The organism is Aeribacillus sp. FSL K6-8210 (assembly GCF_037963925.1).
GTDB lineage: Bacteria > Bacillota > Bacilli > Bacillales > Aeribacillaceae > Aeribacillus > Aeribacillus composti.
In genome coordinates this window covers 859589-876378 of record NZ_CP150172.1, presented here as the reverse complement: position 1 = coordinate 876378, position 16790 = coordinate 859589, and the positions used below count along the sequence as shown (strand labels likewise).

Annotated in this window: 20 protein-coding genes; 7 read left to right on the top strand and 13 right to left on the bottom strand. The window is 38.7% G+C overall.

Annotation, left to right across the window (positions count from 1 at the left end):
• Positions 1 to 2 precede the first annotated feature (2 nt).
• Positions 3 to 326: a YuzD family protein gene (locus NSQ41_RS04290; protein WP_066249224.1), complete on the bottom strand. Its 324-nt coding sequence runs from the start codon at positions 324 to 326 to the stop codon at positions 3 to 5.
• Positions 327 to 450: 124 nt separating this feature from the next.
• On the opposite strand from NSQ41_RS04290, the gene NSQ41_RS04285 reads away from it, so the two are divergent.
• Positions 451 to 711 carry a NifU family protein gene (locus NSQ41_RS04285; RefSeq protein ID WP_232515736.1) on the top strand — a complete coding sequence of 87 codons (261 nt, stop codon included), beginning with the start codon at positions 451 to 453 and terminating at the stop codon, positions 709 to 711.
• A gap of 33 nt (positions 712 to 744) precedes the next feature.
• On the opposite strand, the gene thrB is transcribed toward NSQ41_RS04285, so the two are convergent.
• From thrB to yutH, 5 genes are all read right to left on the bottom strand, one after another.
• On the bottom strand, positions 745 to 1665 hold the full coding sequence (gene thrB / locus NSQ41_RS04280) for a homoserine kinase (RefSeq protein WP_063387081.1): 921 nt from the start codon (positions 1663 to 1665) through the stop codon (positions 745 to 747).
• Complete coding sequence (thrC, locus tag NSQ41_RS04275) at positions 1662 to 2723, bottom strand: threonine synthase (RefSeq protein ID WP_063387082.1); 1062 nt, start codon at positions 2721 to 2723, stop codon at positions 1662 to 1664. Before thrC ends, thrB begins: the two co-directional genes overlap by 4 nt.
• Entirely contained in the window at positions 2720 to 4018 is a 1299-nt protein-coding gene (locus NSQ41_RS04270) for a homoserine dehydrogenase (RefSeq protein ID WP_186439305.1), read from the bottom strand. Before NSQ41_RS04270 ends, thrC begins: the two co-directional genes overlap by 4 nt.
• 147 nt (positions 4019 to 4165) lie before the next feature.
• Complete coding sequence (locus NSQ41_RS04265) at positions 4166 to 5125, bottom strand: D-glycerate dehydrogenase (RefSeq protein WP_339211065.1); 960 nt, start codon at positions 5123 to 5125, stop codon at positions 4166 to 4168.
• 138 nt (positions 5126 to 5263) lie between these two features.
• A complete protein-coding gene (gene yutH, locus NSQ41_RS04260) occupies positions 5264 to 6247 on the bottom strand; it encodes a spore coat putative kinase YutH (protein WP_339194496.1) in 984 nt (327 codons plus the stop codon).
• A gap of 213 nt (positions 6248 to 6460) precedes the next feature.
• Here yutH and NSQ41_RS04255 point away from each other — a divergent pair, with 213 nt between their 5' ends.
• Entirely contained in the window at positions 6461 to 6943 is a 483-nt protein-coding gene (locus NSQ41_RS04255; RefSeq protein ID WP_063387086.1) for a phosphatidylglycerophosphatase A, read from the top strand.
• A 50-nt stretch (positions 6944 to 6993) separates the two neighbouring features.
• Here the strand turns inward: NSQ41_RS04255 and NSQ41_RS04250 are convergent, their stop codons facing one another.
• Together NSQ41_RS04250 and NSQ41_RS04245 are read right to left on the bottom strand one after the other, a co-directional pair.
• Positions 6994 to 7761, bottom strand: a complete 768-nt coding sequence (locus NSQ41_RS04250; RefSeq protein WP_094245253.1) for a TIGR01457 family HAD-type hydrolase — start codon at positions 7759 to 7761, stop codon at positions 6994 to 6996.
• 27 nt (positions 7762 to 7788) lie between these two features.
• Complete coding sequence (locus NSQ41_RS04245; protein WP_094245252.1) at positions 7789 to 8226, bottom strand: DUF86 domain-containing protein; 438 nt, start codon at positions 8224 to 8226, stop codon at positions 7789 to 7791.
• A 583-nt stretch (positions 8227 to 8809) separates the two neighbouring features.
• Between NSQ41_RS04245 and NSQ41_RS04240 the strand changes: the two genes are divergently transcribed.
• Positions 8810 to 9076 (top strand): DUF3055 domain-containing protein, encoded by a 267-nt coding sequence (locus tag NSQ41_RS04240; protein ID WP_063387089.1) that lies wholly within the window; start codon positions 8810 to 8812, stop codon positions 9074 to 9076.
• A 58-nt stretch (positions 9077 to 9134) separates the two neighbouring features.
• Positions 9135 to 9416, top strand: coding sequence for a hypothetical protein (locus tag NSQ41_RS04235; RefSeq protein ID WP_063387090.1), 282 nt, complete (start codon positions 9135 to 9137; stop codon positions 9414 to 9416).
• Positions 9417 to 9478: 62 nt separating this feature from the next.
• Here NSQ41_RS04235 and NSQ41_RS04230 read toward each other — a convergent pair whose 3' ends face one another.
• A complete protein-coding gene (locus NSQ41_RS04230; protein ID WP_063387091.1) occupies positions 9479 to 9754 on the bottom strand; it encodes a YutD family protein in 276 nt (91 codons plus the stop codon).
• 114 nt (positions 9755 to 9868) lie between these two features.
• On the opposite strand from NSQ41_RS04230, the gene NSQ41_RS04225 reads away from it, so the two are divergent.
• The gene (locus NSQ41_RS04225; protein WP_339211063.1) at positions 9869 to 10501 is read left to right on the top strand and encodes a YhcN/YlaJ family sporulation lipoprotein; all 633 of its coding nucleotides are present in this window, start codon (positions 9869 to 9871) and stop codon (positions 10499 to 10501) included.
• Between the two features lie 93 nt (positions 10502 to 10594).
• On the opposite strand, the gene lipA is transcribed toward NSQ41_RS04225, so the two are convergent.
• Positions 10595 to 11491 (bottom strand): lipoyl synthase, encoded by an 897-nt coding sequence (gene lipA, locus NSQ41_RS04220; protein WP_063387093.1) that lies wholly within the window; start codon positions 11489 to 11491, stop codon positions 10595 to 10597.
• A gap of 196 nt (positions 11492 to 11687) precedes the next feature.
• Here lipA and NSQ41_RS04215 point away from each other — a divergent pair, with 196 nt between their 5' ends.
• Positions 11688 to 12665, top strand: a complete 978-nt coding sequence (locus NSQ41_RS04215; RefSeq protein WP_130157080.1) for a M23 family metallopeptidase — start codon at positions 11688 to 11690, stop codon at positions 12663 to 12665.
• A gap of 249 nt (positions 12666 to 12914) precedes the next feature.
• Here NSQ41_RS04215 and NSQ41_RS04210 read toward each other — a convergent pair whose 3' ends face one another.
• From NSQ41_RS04210 to NSQ41_RS04200, 3 genes are read right to left on the bottom strand one after another with little or no spacing between them, the layout of a single operon-like run.
• Entirely contained in the window at positions 12915 to 13223 is a 309-nt protein-coding gene (locus NSQ41_RS04210) for a DUF1805 domain-containing protein (RefSeq protein ID WP_063387095.1), read from the bottom strand.
• Between the two features lie 57 nt (positions 13224 to 13280).
• Complete coding sequence (locus NSQ41_RS04205; RefSeq protein ID WP_339211061.1) at positions 13281 to 14690, bottom strand: bifunctional UDP-sugar hydrolase/5'-nucleotidase; 1410 nt, start codon at positions 14688 to 14690, stop codon at positions 13281 to 13283.
• Positions 14683 to 15573 (bottom strand): DUF72 domain-containing protein, encoded by an 891-nt coding sequence (locus tag NSQ41_RS04200; protein WP_063387097.1) that lies wholly within the window; start codon positions 15571 to 15573, stop codon positions 14683 to 14685. Before NSQ41_RS04200 ends, NSQ41_RS04205 begins: the two co-directional genes overlap by 8 nt.
• A 471-nt stretch (positions 15574 to 16044) precedes the next feature.
• Here NSQ41_RS04200 and NSQ41_RS04195 point away from each other — a divergent pair, with 471 nt between their 5' ends.
• A complete protein-coding gene (locus NSQ41_RS04195) occupies positions 16045 to 16554 on the top strand; it encodes an SMI1/KNR4 family protein (RefSeq protein WP_339211060.1) in 510 nt (169 codons plus the stop codon).
• Positions 16555 to 16790 lie beyond the last annotated feature (236 nt).

Sequence of the window (16790 nt, the reverse complement as noted above, 5' to 3'; positions counted from 1 at the left end):
TCTTACACAGGTTGGTAACCATGTTTTTCCATCTCTTGAAAAATCCTTTTTATCTTTGGATTTCCTTCTCCTACTACCACTCCATTTATGACAACAAGGGGATAAAAATATTCTTCCTTCACGATTTGATCGGCTATTTTCTTTTTCTCTTCATCTTCCGGAGGACAATATATATCAATATATGTGATGTCAAATGGCTGATCTGGATATTTTCTAGTCAGTGCTGCTTCCAGCCATTCAAATGTATCTTTTGCTGAAGGCGAATTTACACAGCTTGGACATAAGTTTTCTGCACCATAAACGCAAATTTCTACCGGTTTTCTCATGTTTGTTCTCTCCTATTTAATAAAATGATGATCTCCTAGATTATCCATATTAGATTTAAAAAAAATGTGATACAATGAATTTGAAACTTACAAATAGATTTTATCGCTCATTTTGAATATAATGATGGATAAGAAAGGAGTCGATAGTATGTCAGATGTTCAAATAAAAGAACAAGTACAGGAAGTTTTAGATAAGCTGCGCCCGTTTTTGCTTCGTGACGGCGGAGACTGCGAATTAGTTGATGTTGAAGAGGGCATTGTGAAATTGCGCCTTTTAGGTGCGTGCGGGAGCTGCCCAAGTTCTACCATTACTTTGAAAGCAGGTATTGAGCGGGCTCTGCTGGAAGAAGTTCCAGGCATCGTAGAAGTAGAACAAGTATTTTAATGAAACAAACCGGCGAAAAGCCGGTTTGTTTCTTTATATCAAGCTTTCAATATGAGTAAACCAAGACTTTGTCCCTTCATAATCAATTTCTAGCTGTGTTACTTCACAATGAGGAAAAGCCTCTTTTAGTTTAGGACGCAATGAGTGTCTCATGCCTTTTGGAGCAAAACACAATATCGTTGGACCTGCACCGCTCAATACAGTCCCGTACACACCGTGCTCTTTTCCTATCTTTCGAACAGCTGACAGTTCAGGAACTAGACTTTCCCTATACGGTTGATGGAATATGTCCATTTCCATCATTTGGCCTGCCAATTCCCAATTATTATTCATGATGCTCCCAACAAGCACATTGCTGATCGCACTGGCTTTCACCGACTGCTGAAATTTAAATGTCTTCGGCAAAACGCCTCTAGAATCCTTCGTATATAAATAATATGGCGGAATAACCGCGATAATATCCACATCCAGATTATCCACTTTTACAAAATATGTGTGGTCATCTGTTAAATAGCCGACCACTAGACCGCCTACTATAGAAGCTCCGGCATTATCCGGATGTCCCTCAAACTTGCTGGCAAAATGAATTTTTTCTTCATCGCTCAAATTCAGTTTACAAACACGATCGCAAAGCTCAATCCCTGCTGCAATGGCGGCCGCGCTGCTTCCGAGTCCTCTTGTCATCGGAATATCACTTGAAATTTCCACATAACATGCAGGAAGATTAACACTATGTTTTTCTGCTAGCTTGGAAGCGACTTTATAAATTAAATTCTCTTTCCCTTCCGGTACGTTTGCTACTTCTTCACTTACCGGCTTAAATGTCCAATTTTCCGCAAATGTAACGGCTAGTGTTAAATAGCGGTTTAAAGCGAGCCCTACAGAATCAAAACCGGGGCCAAGATTGGCTGTACTTCCGGGAACTTGAATTTTTAACATGTCTCCTTCTTTCATACATGCCCATCTCCCTTGAGATGGTCCATCACAGCTTTCTTTTCATTAGGCAGCACGATCGGCTGGATGGATGACACATCGATCGCAGTATTCGGATCTTTTAATCCGTTGCCGGTCAATACTGCTACAACTGTGCTTCCTTTCGGGATTTTCCCCGAATTTACATCTTTCATCACTCCTGCAATAGATGCACTTGAAGCAGGTTCAGCAAAAACGCCTTCCGTTCTTGCAATTAATTGATAAGCATCCAAAATTTCTTCATCTGTTACCATATCGATCTTTCCGCCTGATTCATTGGCAGCATTGACAGCAAATTCCCAGCTTGCTGGGTTTCCAATTCGAATGGCAGTTGCCACTGTTTCCGGATTTTCAATCACTTGATTTTTTACAATGGCTGCGGCGCCTTCCGCTTCAAAACCGTGCATTTTTGGAAGCCCTGTTTGGTGCCGCTCATTAAACTCTTTAAATCCTTTCCAATATGCTGTAATGTTTCCAGCATTTCCAACCGGAATCGCCAAATAATCCGGAGCTTTTCCCAGCTGTTCACAAATTTCAAACGCCGCTGTTTTTTGCCCTTCAATTCGGTAAGGATTTACAGAATTGACAAGAGTAATTGGCAGCTCTTCACAAATTTCACGAACCATTTTTAAGGCATCATCGAAGTTTCCTTCAATTGCAAAAATTTCTGCGCCGTACATAACTGCTTGGGCAAGCTTTCCAAAAGCGATTTTTCCGTTCGGTATAACAACAATGGAACGCAATCCTGCACGTGCCGCATATGCGGAAGCAGCTGCAGACGTATTTCCAGTTGAAGCGCACATTATAGTTGTGCTTCCTTCTTCCACCGCTTTTGCAACTGCCATCACCATACCGCGGTCTTTAAATGAACCGGTAGGATTCGCTCCTTCTGTTTTCACATACAGCTCAACGCCTAATTTTTCAGATAATTTTTCTAAATGAATGAGAGGAGTATTACCTTCGTTCAATGTCAGCATCGGTGTTTTGTCCGTTACTGGCAAAAATTCTTTATATTTTGCAATTAGTCCATTCCATTTCATAATAAGCCGTTCCCTTCTACTCGATACGTACTTTTAACTTCCTTAACAACCTGCAAATCTCGGAGCTCCATTAAAATTTCCTCAAAATCTTTTTTCGATGCTTTATGGGTAACGATGACAATTTCCGCTAAATCTTTATTTTTCAGAGGTAATTGGAGAATTTTCTCAAAGCTTACACCTCTGTCTGAAAAGAGGGATGTAATTTTTGAAAAAGCTCCAACTTGATCTTCTACGTGAATTCGTAAAAAGTATTGGGCAAAAATTTCTTCAGGTGCCTTCAATTGTTTCTGATATTGCGGGGCTACGGCGCTTCTTCCATTTACACCTAGACGCATGTTTTTCAATACGCCTACTAAATCCGAAACAACAGCGGTTGCAGTTGGCAAGCTTCCTGCGCCAGGACCGTAAAACATTGTTTCCCCTACCGCTTCGCCGTACACATAAACCGCATTATATTCATCTTGGACGGAAGCTAACGGATGATGATCGGGCAGCAGTGCAGGCTGTACACTAACTTCAATTTTATCACCGCTTCGATGGGCGATGCCGATTAATTTCATCGTATAGCCGAGCCGTTTACTGTAATCAATATCCTCTTGTGTAATATCCGTTATCCCTTTTACTTCCACATCTTCTAAATCTACTTCCATAGAAAATCCAAGTCTTGCCAAAATCGCCATCTTTCTCGCTGCATCCAAGCCTTCTACATCAGAAGTCGGATCAGCTTCTGCATATCCTAATCTTTGCGCTTCCTTCAGCACTTCTTCATAAGGGGTTCCGTATTTTGACATTTTCGTTAAAATAAAGTTTGTCGTTCCGTTAACAATCCCCATCATTTTTGTAATCCGGTCTGACGCCAATCCATCTACCAATGTACGCAGAATCGGGATGCCGCCTGCGACACTTGCTTCATAAAAAAGATCGCAGCCGTTATCCGTCGCTTTTTTGAGCAACTCAGTTCCGTACACGGCCATCAAATCTTTATTTGCCGTCACAACATGCTTCTTCCGATTTAATGCTTCAAGTAAATATTCCCGTGTCTGCTCAATTCCCCCCATGACCTCAATAATGACGTCAATATCCGGATCTTCTATTACCTCATGAACATTTGTCGTTAATTGGGAAGGTTCTACATGAACGTCTCTTTTTTTATTTGTATTTTGAACAAGAATTTTTTTTACTTTCACCGGGCACCCGATTAAATGAATGAGCTTATCCTGGTGGTCTTCAATGATTTTTACTACTCCGCTACCAACGGTGCCTAAACCGAGCAGTCCTACTGAGATTGATTCCAACCAATTCATCTCCCTTATGTTTATTTATAATAGACAATTGTCTGCCGTAAAAAGACATTAACTGTTTTATAAGACATTATAAATTTCAATGACTGATTTTACAAGAGAAATTTTCATCATCCGCATATGTAAACGCTTTTTGGGCGTTTAAACAACGGCTGTTTTCGGTTTCTCACCCGTTAACACACGTTGAATATTTTCGACGCAAAGTTCGATCATTTTTATGCGGGTTTCCCGACTCGCGCTGCCGATATGCGGAAGTGCTACAACTTGTTTCAATGATAAAAGCGGATGATTGGAATCAATCGGTTCTTCTTTAAACACATCCAATCCACAACCAGCGATTTCACCAGTTTTTAGAGCATTATACAAAGCGTTTTCATCAACAGATGCTCCTCTGCCAGCATTAACAAATATTGCACTTGTTTTCATTTTTTTAAAGGCTTCCTCGTCAAACAAGTTTTTCGTTTCATTTGTTAATGGTGTTAAATTAACGACAAAATCGGCTTTCTCTAGCAATTCATCAAATGTGCAGTATTTCGCTCCAAGCTCTTTTTCCACATCCGGTTTCTTTGAACGATTATGATACAAAATTTCCATATCAAATCCTTTTGCCCGTCTCGCAACAGCTTCTCCAATTTTCCCCATCCCAACGATCCCAATCGTTTTATGATGGATATCGCTTCCTGCCAACAAAAATGGAGACCACCCTGTCCATTTTCCTTCTTTTACATACTCCGCAGCTTCAACCAATCTTCTTGCCGCTGCCATTAACAAAGCAAAGGTTAAATCGGCAGTCGTATCTGTTAGTACATCCGGTGTATTAGTTACAGTCACGCCGTACTTTTTCGACGCTTCGAGATCGATATTGTCATACCCGACTGCTAAATTAGCAACGATTTTTAATTTTTTGGCTTTTTGAAGCAGTTCTTCATCCACCCGGTCTGACAGCATTGTAAGCAGAGCATCAGCTTTTTTTGCCTTTTCCAATAATACAGCCCTCGGACATGGAGAATCCTGCTCCCACATGTCGACAACTCCGATGGAACGAAGAGGATCCAATAGGTTTTCTGGCAGCTTTCTTGTTACAAAAATATATTGGGTCACTGATTCATCTTCTCCTTCTTCTAATAAATGGCTATTGTTTTGAATTGATATGACAAAATCGATGCTTTGTTCGAAACAGCAGCAAGATTTTAGCTGCTTTCTTTTTTATGATACCACAACAAAATGCAAATGAACCTTTTATAACCATGTCAAAGCCGGCAATACAATTTGCTTTTTCCTCAAATATATCATAGATGAAAACGAAGATAAAAATTGCTCATATTGCGAAGATGTTTGCAAAATTTTTTCCATTTGAAATTGTAGAGAATCCCTTTCTTCTTCCTCTGCAAGATAATAGTTTTCAACACATTCAAAATAATGAACAGGAAACAAAAGCCTGCTAAAAACTAACCGCCAAAAAAAAGAGGATAACGGAGACGCTCGGTCGTATTCTGCCAAAAAAAGCTCATCAATTGTTTGCCTTCCTGTCAGAAAATCATACCTTAAACATTCAGCAATATCTCTTCCTCCATGATCAAAAACGAAATCAACAGGCAATGAAAATGCGTTTTCCCATGTTTCTCTCGTAAAACGTTGATGACATATGGTGCCGGAATCAACCGGCAATGGTCGATCATCAAGCTCAGTATCCGCTAAATATTGGATGGCATTTTCGCCTAAGCCTAAATAATATGGAAAGGATTCAATAAATAGCTTGTCAAAGGCGTGATGAGGCTTTGAAGCAATTTGAATACTCCAAAATTGCTCCATTTGATCGATCCGCCTTGCCCATAAATTTCTCCATTGCCCAATTCGATTCGAATGAATGGGAGTAAAAGGCAGCCTTCTGCCAACTTCGTGAAAAAATGACAGCTCTTTTCCGAGAGAAGTTATATTAAGCCGCTTTGTTTGTTGAGGTATTTGAAACACAGCGTAGCGCGTTCCATTATGTTCTGCCGTAAGATCCCCATTTACAGTTAATAAAAACGAAGCAGCTTTTCTCTCGTTTGTCATAAGGAGATAACGACTCATTTCATACAGTTCATAAAGCTCCTTATGGTCAATATGTGAAACAGCAGCAATAAAACCGATATTTCTTTTTGTTTTAAACCCCTGCCATTGCCCAATTGAAAAAAAGTCGAGTACATCTATTCCATAATGCTTTTTTAAAAGCTCTTTCATTCCTAATTCCCCCTATAAATCCATTTTTCAAAAAAACACCCCAATATAAATAATGAAAAAATGCCATAAACTATAACATGTAGAAAAGCTTTTGTGTATACAATATAAAAAAGATGTTGATGCTTTTTGAAAATTTAAGCAAGAATTTATTGAAATCGGCGTCACAGCCGATTTCAGCACTTTCATATACTTGTAAAAGATAGGGTGAACGACATGGATAAAATAGAGCAAACTGCAAGAAAATGGCTGAAAGATAGAGGAGTTACACCGGATGACATCGCAGAGCTCGTCTATTTTTTACAGCAGCAATATTATCCAAACTTAACAAAAGAAGACTGTTTGCAAAACGTGGAAAGAGTTCTTTCGAAAAGAGAGGTTCAAAATGCCATTTTAACCGGAATTCAATTAGATGTTCTAGCAGAAAAGGGGGGTTTACAGGAGCCTCTTCAATCGATCATCCAATCGGATGAAGGATTATATGGAATTGATGAAATTCTTGCATTTTCCATTGTGAATATTTACGGATCAATCGGGTTTACGAACTATGGCTATATCGATAAACAAAAGCCTGGTATACTTGCTCATTTAAACGATAAAAGCACAGGTAAGTGTCATACTTTTCTAGATGATATTGTCGGAGCCATTGCAGCGGCAGCTTCAAGCCGGCTCGCCCATCGATCCACTGATTCACAGTAGGGGCAGCGGAGCACCTATTGTGAAATCAGCTGGAAAAGAAAAAGGCTTCATCATAGCACATGCCATTCCGAAAGGTTATTCACTGTATAAGTCGGTTGTATTTCTTTATCTTTTAAGTGTTCTTTCGTTGTTACGCCTGTATGCACAAGAAGGGTGTCCATCCCTGATTGGATACCTGCCTTAATATCCGTCTCGTAATTATCTCCGACAAGAAGCGTTTCTTCTTTTTTCGTTTTCAGCATTTTCAGCCCTTGCTCTACAATAATTTTTTCAGGTTTTCCGATAAAAATCGGCTGAACATTTGTAGATACTGAAATGACCGATGTAATGGCGCCATTGCCTGGAAGCAGTCCTCGCTCAGTCGGCAGAGCAGTATCCCCGTTTGTTGAAATAAATGTTGCACCTGCGCGAACCGCTAAACAGGCCTTGGCAAGCTTTTCATAATTGATGTTTCGGTCAATACCCACAACGACAAAATCCGGATTTTCATCGACGAAGCGAAAACCTTTTTCCTCCAAGGCCTTTCGCAGCCCCTCTTCACCGATTACATATATAGAAGCATTTTGTTTTCTTTCCCAAATAAAGTTGGCTGTGGCAATGCTTGAAGTTAAAATTTGATGCTCTTCCGCCGGAATGCCGAGACTGATTAGTTTTTCAGCTACTTGCTTCGGGGTTTTAGAAGAATTGTTTGTCATAAATAAGTACGAAATTCCTTTTTCCTTCAGTTTTTTAACAAATTCTTCAGCTTCTTCAATTTTTTCTGTACCCCGATACATGGTGCCGTCTAAATCGATGAAATATCCTTTATATTTCTTCAATTTTTTTTCACTCCTTCAATCAATCCATTACGGCTTAAAAGCTGTAACTGGTCCAAGTTCATCTTCCAAGTAGGTTCGAACACGATGGCAAAAATTTCTCAAAACTTGTAAATGGGTTGATATTGAATCATACAGTTCTTCATGCCGTATGTTTAAATAATCTTGAACGAGCATTTTTCTGTAGGAAATTAATTTTTTTAATCCTTCCGCATCCCTGCTGTCAACGACAGATTCATCTTCTAAAATGTCAATAATGTCTTCATAGCTGCCCGGGTCCCGCATAATAAAACCGTCAATAATTCCGTTTCCGATATCTAAAATCGCCTCAATCAACAATTGGGCAATCCGCTCCAACGCTTTTTTTTCAACATCAGACTCCCACTGTTGATGGCCTTCAAACATGGATACAAGATCTTCTACAAATTTTACAGTATCTTCAATCTTTTTTCTGTCCACAAAATACATATGATTTCTTTCCTTTCTTAAGGTTTTTGTATCCGTTTTTTATTTTACCATACTCGACCATTTGAACTACCTACTACTTTACACACTTTTGAGTTTTTTAAAGCAGAGACACTAAATCCTCTCGTTAGACGGATCGATTTTGGCAAACAGAGCTGATGTTTCTAAAATTTGGATTTCGTGATTGAGCAGGCGTAAGCTTTCCGCGGTTTGATACATCTTGCATGCCGGGTAGAATCCGCTTAGATTTTTTCAATTTCGTAAAGAAATTCCTAAACGCGCACAAAAAATTGCTTTTACAGATGACGATTTTTCATGACAAGCAGAGGAGGATTTTGAATATGACTTTCGTGCCGATTCATGATATGTTTCTCCAATTAACTTCCCATTCGATACAGAAATCATGGCTGATTGGCAGCAGATGTGCGGGCTGATAAAAAAATTGTGTTATTTTGCTTCTATTTCAACAGAAAAATCGCTATGCGAATCGAAACAGAGGTAAGTTTTCTCACAAATTTGCGATAAATCGTTGTGAATGCATCATCTTATGCTACAATGCAATTATAAGAAACGGAGGTAATGAACCATGGCCGAACGCTTTTTTTTGTATGATGAAACCGTCGAGACAAAAACAAGATTTGTTAGCTTTATGGGAGAAAATCAACGCTTTGATTTAGCCATTATTCAATCGGACCGCTATTACGGAAAATATCTTGTACTAAATTTGCAAAGCAACCGGTTTGCGATCATTGGGGAAGATGATCTTAAAGAACCGGGGTATTTAGAAGATGTTTATCAATTAAATGATGAAGACGCAAAAGAGCTTCGGGAGTTTTTATATGAGATCGTCTAATGTATAAATTACCTTCCATGAGGAACGATAATGGTAAAATCATGGACAGGTGAACAAAATGGACAAACAAAATGAATATACTGATTTTTCAGTAGTGGAAACAATGCGAAACTATATTATCCCGGAGGATATGCCGGAAGGCGCCTACGGAGCTCCGCGGGGAAAGGATGAACCTGTGGAGAATAAAAGCACACCTTGGGAAGAAGGTCAGCGTCCATATAGCAGTTTTAACTATGAATTCAAATCCTTGCATCAGAATTTGCCGAGACAATTTCCGGGCAGTCATCCTCCTCATGATGAACCTGATAAAAATGAAGAAGACCCGTATGAAATAAAGTAATCAGGACGGCTGTATGCCGTCCTGATTACTTTTTCACACCCAGATGTTTTTGCATCTGGCGTTTATTTTTTTATTTTCTTTAATACAAAATAAGCACAGCCGAAATTGCAATATTCATACAAATATTCATCTAATGAGCTGATTTTCGTATCATGTGTTGCTTTTTGGTTTTGATCATCAAAAAATCCTCTCAGCCGCAATTGGCTATATCCCCAATCGCCGACAATATAATCATATTTGTTTAAAATTTCACTGTACCTTGCTTTAAAAGCCTCTTCATTAAAACCATTTTTAAAATCTTTTATAAGCTCGTATGTTTGATTAAAAATTGTGATCATTTACAAATTCACCCTCTTCCATATGTTTATCATAAACAAATGATTTCCCTCCATCAATTGCCTGACAACAATTTTTTAAAAGCGGCAATCCTAAAATTATAAGGAGGTGCTGAAATGAAAAAAAGGCTTTTTACTCCTTTTATCATAGCTGCGCTTGCAGCCAGCGGGTGCCAATATGATCAAGAAGGAAAAGGTCTATATAATGAAAACGGGAATACGGTAAACGTGGCAGCAAGAAATGATAATTATAACAGCAATAAAGATTCAGACAGCTTTGGATATGTCCGGCATCAAAAAAGTCCAACAGCCGGAATAGAGAAAGCCACAGTAAAAACTCCTGTCATCAATCGGGAACAATTAGCAGACGTAATCGGAAGGCTTGCCGTCCAGCTTCCAAATGTTCATGATGCTGCTACGCTCGTAACAGATGAAGAAGTTCTTATAGCGTATAAAACCGATTCAAACAACAAATTTGAAACAGCTGACCAAGTGAAAAAGACAGCTGCATCCATTGTTCCGCGTTATTTTCATATTTATGTAACCGATAATCCTAATCTGTTTAAAGAAATCGAATCATACAGCACTCTTGATGGAGAGTCTCCAAATATTAACCGCAATTTAAACCAGACCATTCAGCGCATGTTAAAGTCTCCCCAAGGAAGAAAATTGAATGCTGGTGAAAATGCAAATGGCGAAGGATTCGGAGAAATGAACGAAAGTATTGATCACGACATAAAAGATCAATGAAATAAACGTTGATGCATAGGTGAATTTTTTAGAGGTTATTTACCTATTTTTATTAAAACGGGCCGTCAAGAAATTCTTGACGGCTCTGTGGCTTTAAGCTTTTGCCTGCCGCTGTTTGGCTGCCTCATTTACTTGTTCATCAGCATGATAAGACGAACGGACTAACGGACCTGCCTCGCAATGGCTGAATCCTTTTGACAAAGCAATTTCTTTTAATTCTGCAAATTCATCTGGATGGTAAAATTTTTGAACTTTTAAATGTTTTTTCGTAGGCTGCAAATATTGTCCGATTGTGATGATGTCAACATGATTTGCACGAAGGTCGTCCATCGCTTCGATAATTTCTTCTTTCGTTTCCCCAAGCCCGATCATAATGCTTGATTTTGTCGGAATATCCGGATTGATTTCTTTTGCTCTCCGCAAAAACTCCAAAGAACGTTCATAGGTTGCACGAGCGCGAACCCTTGGGGTTAAGCGCCGAACAGTTTCAATATTATGGTTTAAAATATCAGGTTTAGCATCCATTAATGTTTTTAAATTTTCGTACACTCCGCCCATGTCAGATGGAAGAACTTCTATTGTAGTAAATGGATTTTTTTTGCGCACAGCACGAACCGTTTCAGCAAAAACGGCTGCTCCGCCATCTTTCAAATCATCACGGGCAACTGCAGTGATGACAACATGCTTTAAGTTCATAATGCGGACGGAATCCGCTACACGCTCCGGCTCTTGCCAATCAAGCTCGGTTGGCAGTCCTGTTTTCACTGCACAGAAGCGGCATGCGCGTGTACAAACGCTTCCTAAAATCATAAATGTTGCCGTTCTTCTCACTGCCCAGCATTCATGAATATTGGGGCATTTCGCTTCTTCACAAACCGTATGAAGCTTTTGCTCGCGCATCAATTTTTTTAACCCTGTGTAATTCTCGTTTGTATTTAATTTTATTTTAAGCCATTCAGGTTTTCGTAAACTTTCTTCTTTTTGAGCCATTTTTCATCATCTCCAATATGTAATCATTAAAAAAATAAAGATGATACACTATAGTCAATTTAACATAATGAAAGATATTGGACAAGAAAAAGGAATTTTATATTCCTTCAATTTCCAGCCATTGAAACTTTACTTTTTTCTTACACTAAGACATGACATGATGGAAAGGAGTTTATCAATTGTGGTTCTCAGAAAAATGTTATTATTGGCTGCACTTTTATCTTTATTTTCCAGCCATGCCAATGCGTCCAGTCAATTAACTGAACAACAAATAAATCATTTGCGAATGAGCCTGTATAAAAAGGTGGAAGCCATCACCCAGATTCCTTGGTATGTATTGGCTGCGTGCGACCAATACGAACGAAACGTCAGAAAAATAAAAAATGATATCCCAAAACAAAAAGGAGTTATTGGCATTTACATTCCTCCTGATAAATGGGCTGGGACAGCTAATCCGAATCTGAACGATCAAAATCCGGTTAGCATTCAGCTATTCGGGGGAATCGGAATGGATGGAAACGGCGACGGCAAAGCGCAAATGGATCATGATGAAGATGTCTTATATAGTTTTGCACATTTTTTATCAAAATATGGTAATGATATAGAAAATTTAAAAATTGGTTTATGGTCTTATTATCACCGTGATAAAACGGTCGGAATTATTTTAGGTCATATGAAATTGTTCAAACATTTCGGGCATCTGCAATTAAACGAGCATGCTTTTCCTCTTCCCGTCAGAACTGATTACAGCTACCGTGATACATGGGGAGATGCGCGCGGCTGGGGCGGCCGGAGAATTCATGAAGGCACAGATATATTTGCACATTATGGCGTACCGGTTCGTTCCACTTGCTACGGAATTGTCGAAATGAAAGGCTGGAATCGCTATGGGGGCTGGAGAATCGGTATTCGGGACATTCAGAATACGTACCATTATTTTGCACATTTAAACGGCTTTGCCAAAGACATTCACGTTGGACAAATCGTAAAACCGGGGCAAATCATCGGTTCTGTCGGAAGCAGCGGCTACGGACCTCCAGGAACATCTGGCAAATTCCCGCCGCACTTGCATTACGGGATGTATAAAGACAATGGTAAAACCGAGTGGTCTTTTGACCCTTATCCGCATTTAAAACTATGGGAACGGCTTGAATGGCAAAAAGAAAAAAAATAAAGAGCCCGCACCAACTCAGGAACGGGCTCTTTATGAATCAATTTTATGTTTTTTACTCGACTGAATGGCAATTACTTGCGACTATATCGCTGATCAAATGATAGAAAATACTTTTTCATGTCTGTTGAAAAATCCATTAAGGAATACATCTTATTTAAATTCATAGATGGTACGTTTTGGAAACTTCTTTCATCTGTACACTATAGATGAGCAATAATCATTCTTTTATAAAAAGATAATGGTTGTTTTTTATTTTTCTACCATTTTCAATAGTGCTTCTTTGCCTGTCATCCCTGCTTTAATGCCAATTGCCTCCGCTTCTGTTGTGACTGATTCCAATGGGGCTTCAAGAAGCTGCTCAATTGTCCTCACTCCGACAGCGCGGCCGGCAATAATTTTTCTCTCTTTTAATTTTTCATTCAATAAGGCTACATCAAGCGCACCGCACATAATATAACCTTTTTCGGCTGTAACAGCCATGAAATTCGTTTTTGGCAGCTGAATGGTAATGGCGGTAAATTGATGATCACCAATTTTAACCGGCGATACAGATACCATAAAATACCCTCCTTCCCTACTTCACTTTATGAAAGGAAAGGAGATGTTGACAAAAATTTATTGATGGATTTGCAGGAACTGTTTCGATAATTTCCAAGCAAGTACATCTCTTAGCAATTCAGGCATGAAGTATATTTTATTCTTTACACGGCTTAATTGCGGATATAATGGACCTAATGTAAACATATCAATAGTTGCCACTGCATACACATGATTTTGATCAAGATGTTTTCCATTTACAAAGATCTTTTTCACATGTTCCTTGCCATCTTCCAACGTTTCCATGACCGTTTCAATGCCGTCAAAAACCATACGCCCCATTACTTTGCCTCTGAAGCCTAATCCTTTAAGCTTCAATTGCTCCATTTCTTTTGTCCGTGCTTGTAAAATAACTTCTTTTAATTGATCGCCTTGAACCATGATTTTACAAGGATTAATCGGATGAGGACAAATCCGGTGCAAATCGCCTTTTGTGACGAGTCCTTTCGGAAGCGATTCAAGCAATACTCCGGCATTCACCATGGAAACTTCCCCATCGCACCATTCTTTTAAAGCGGAAGCCAACAGCTTTGCAAATGGTGAATCTGAAAACCAATCAATCCGTAATTCTTCTTTTAATTCCACAACAACTTCGTTAAGTTTTTGAGCACTTTCAGCTTTTTTTTGATCAAGCCACTTTATGGTAAAAACATCTTCTTTTTCAATCGTTTTCGTTTCAATAATCTCCGCTTTTTTATTTACCAGCTTCTTTTGAGCAGAGTCGATCTTAAGTTCAATATGTCCAAGCCACTGTCCAAACTTTCCTGCTCCCGCCAAAAGCGTATTGCCTACAAGCTTTCCACGATCAAGCACATGATGTGTATGGGCTCCTAATATAACATCGATATCAGGAAATTGTTGAGCAATCCATTCATCATCGGATATTCCAAGGTGTGATAAAAGAATGATAACATCTGCTTTGCCCCGGATTTCCTCCAATGTTTCTTTTATATTTGCCATCGGTTCTGTTATCATCCACCCTAACTGACGGTAAAATTGCTCAAAGCAAACCGTTACGCCTAAAATACCGATTCGGACTCCATTTTGTAAATGTTTAATCACATAAGGCTTTGCCCATTTTGGTCTAGTACCGTCTAAGTAAAATAAATTAGACACAATGACCGGGAATTGTGCATGATTATACAGCCGATCCAATGCTTCAAAAGGAAGAGTAATTCCTTCATTATTTCCAATCGTTATTGCATCTGGAGTTAAATGATTCAGCAGCTCAACATTTGCGACTCCCCCGGTCGCTTCAGTAATTGGATGAAAGCGATCGACGTGATCGCCGATATCGAATAAAAAAACAGTTTCGTTTTTACTTTTATGAATATGTTTTTTTGTTTTTAGATAATGAACGATTTTCGGCCAATTTTCAAAATGACTGTGCAGATCATTCGTATGATATATATGAACCGTCTCAATCAAAGTCGCTCTCTCCTTCAGTGGGATACTTTTCAAAACACTCAAATAAATCAAGCTGCCTTGGCGCTAAATCATGATATGTAATTCCTAACTTTTTCATCAGTTCTTTTCCATTGTCCGCCGCGTCTCCGCCCGAGTTGTTGTTGAAAATGAGATAGAGATCTTTAGTTTGCTTTTTCAGCATTTTTATGTGTCCTTTCCATTCATCAAGCTCTTGTTCATTATATCTATATAAATATCGTACTTCACGCCAATTCCCTTCTTTTGGCCTCAGCCATCCATGAACATTTCGTCCATGAAATCTTACCAAGGTCTTTTCTCTATTCGTGCAATATAATACGGTCGGAACTGAATTTTCCCCTGCCTGCGGCTCATCACAAATGGTGTGAATCCACCCTTCCTTCTCCATGAATTGAAGCGTTTTTTCATAATATGTAGGAAGGAACCAGGAGCGGTGGCGAAATTCTAGTGCACAAGGGGCATCCTTCATTTGCTCTTTGCACCATCGCAAGAAATCAACATTTTCTCTTTTGCAGTGAAACCAAGGGGGAAATTGAAAAAGAACCATTGCCAATTTATTCGCTTCTTGAAAGGGCTGAATCATTTTATAAAAAGCAGCGAACATTTCTGAGCGGCTTTCGAAAGATCCTAAGCCTGTTTCGTGTCCAGTCATTCCTTTATACGCCTTTACAATGAATTGAAAATTTTTGGGCGTCTCGTTCACCCATTTTCGAACGTTTTTCTCAGGCTGTATCGAATAAAAAGTGGAATCGACCTCAACAACAGGAAAATGTCCTGCATAAATCGTTAATTTATCATTCGATGATGTTCCGGATGGATAGAGAGAATCATGATCTCCCCAACCTGTCAAGCCTATGTAAATCATTTCTTACTCCTATCAATGTAGTCTTTATATACTCATCATAATACAGCATCGAAAAAGATTCACGATTTAAGCACTTTTTTGTTATAAAAGGCTGGCAGTATTTTTGGACATTGTATTTATAACAACAATAAAAATAAAGAGTTTTGCAACAAAAAAGTTCAAATATCTCATCCTGTACAGTTGCTGATCGAAGAAACAGGTAAAGTAAAGATGTTATAAGGATCTATGATCAGGAAATAATTCACAGATTCATCATTTACAACTTGAAAAAGCTGATGCTGCCAATTGGACTACTTCAGATAGAAAAATTACAGAAAATGGTATAATAAACATATAAGAGCACAGTTTGGCCAAATGATAAAATACACCGTATTCTACAATTTTAGTAACCTCATACAACTGTAAAAGGATTTCCACAGAAAGATTGTTAGTCCTTGCTGGATGAATGATAAAAGGAGTGATAGCCACAACATGTCAGTACGAATCAAAATGACTTTAGATGCTTTGAATAAAAGACTAGATGAAAAGAATATGCTGGTTGTTCAAAATGAAGAAGGATTTTTAGGAAAACTACAATTTCGTTTCAATCCCCCTGCAACAGAAGAAGAAATCAAGAAGCTGCCTTTTAATATTCCTAGTGACTATGAAGACTTTCTGAAAATATGTAATGGTGCTACATTATTTGATGATCCTGAAAACGGAGGTGGACTGCAATTATTATCTGTCGAAGAGATACTAGAGGATTATCAATATATTGATTATCCTCCAGATTGGTTTCCTATTGGATATGGCTACGATGGCTGCCGGCTCATTATAGCTTTAGCTCCCGAAAGAAAAGGATATCTTTATTGGCTTGACAACGGCGGAAGTTTGGACGATCCGTTTGGGTTTCTAAACCTGACTTTTGAAAAATGGTTTGATTACTTTATAGTAGCCCAAGGTAGTAAGTTTTGGGAATGGATATGGGATTTTAATAGGTAAATTATCGCTTAGGGCTAAATATATTTTGATCGTATAAATGAGTCTGCTTCTTCTTTATGAAAGGATCTCATTAAAAAGGATGAGGCTTCAGAAAATGACGCGCAATACATATGTATTGCGGTGGTTGTGTTGAAGATCGTGAAAGAAGCCGTGATTGTTTCTCTTGCACTCCATAATTATATATTTTAGGAACAGTTAAATTTGGCCAAAATCTTATACTCCTAATATGATGAATT

Bases quoted from the DNA above. Each gene is read 5' to 3' on its own strand.
- NSQ41_RS04210 (WP_063387095.1), bottom strand. From the start codon at position 13,223: ATGGTATCTGTATCGCCGGTTAAAATTGGTGATCATCAATTTACCGCC.
- lipA (WP_063387093.1), bottom strand. From the start codon at position 11,491: ATGGCTCAAAAAGAAGAAAGTTTACGAAAACCTGAATGGCTTAAAATA.
- NSQ41_RS04225 (WP_339211063.1), top strand. From the start codon at position 9,869: ATGAAAAAAAGGCTTTTTACTCCTTTTATCATAGCTGCGCTTGCAGCC.
- NSQ41_RS04200 (WP_063387097.1), bottom strand. From the start codon at position 15,573: ATGATTTACATAGGCTTGACAGGTTGGGGAGATCATGATTCTCTCTAT.
- NSQ41_RS04290 (WP_066249224.1), bottom strand. From the start codon at position 326: ATGAGAAAACCGGTAGAAATTTGCGTTTATGGTGCAGAAAACTTATGT.
- thrC (WP_063387082.1), bottom strand. From the start codon at position 2,723: ATGAAATGGAATGGACTAATTGCAAAATATAAAGAATTTTTGCCAGTA.
- thrB (WP_063387081.1), bottom strand. From the start codon at position 1,665: ATGAAAGAAGGAGACATGTTAAAAATTCAAGTTCCCGGAAGTACAGCC.
- NSQ41_RS04215 (WP_130157080.1), top strand. From the start codon at position 11,688: ATGTTATTATTGGCTGCACTTTTATCTTTATTTTCCAGCCATGCCAAT.
- NSQ41_RS04195 (WP_339211060.1), top strand. From the start codon at position 16,045: ATGTCAGTACGAATCAAAATGACTTTAGATGCTTTGAATAAAAGACTA.
- yutH (WP_339194496.1), bottom strand. From the start codon at position 6,247: ATGAAAGAGCTTTTAAAAAAGCATTATGGAATAGATGTACTCGACTTT.
- NSQ41_RS04285 (WP_232515736.1), top strand. From the start codon at position 451: ATGGATAAGAAAGGAGTCGATAGTATGTCAGATGTTCAAATAAAAGAA.
- NSQ41_RS04240 (WP_063387089.1), top strand. From the start codon at position 8,810: ATGGCCGAACGCTTTTTTTTGTATGATGAAACCGTCGAGACAAAAACA.
- NSQ41_RS04255 (WP_063387086.1), top strand. From the start codon at position 6,461: ATGGATAAAATAGAGCAAACTGCAAGAAAATGGCTGAAAGATAGAGGA.
- NSQ41_RS04230 (WP_063387091.1), bottom strand. From the start codon at position 9,754: ATGATCACAATTTTTAATCAAACATACGAGCTTATAAAAGATTTTAAA.
- NSQ41_RS04235 (WP_063387090.1), top strand. From the start codon at position 9,135: ATGGACAAACAAAATGAATATACTGATTTTTCAGTAGTGGAAACAATG.
- NSQ41_RS04245 (WP_094245252.1), bottom strand. From the start codon at position 8,226: ATGTATTTTGTGGACAGAAAAAAGATTGAAGATACTGTAAAATTTGTA.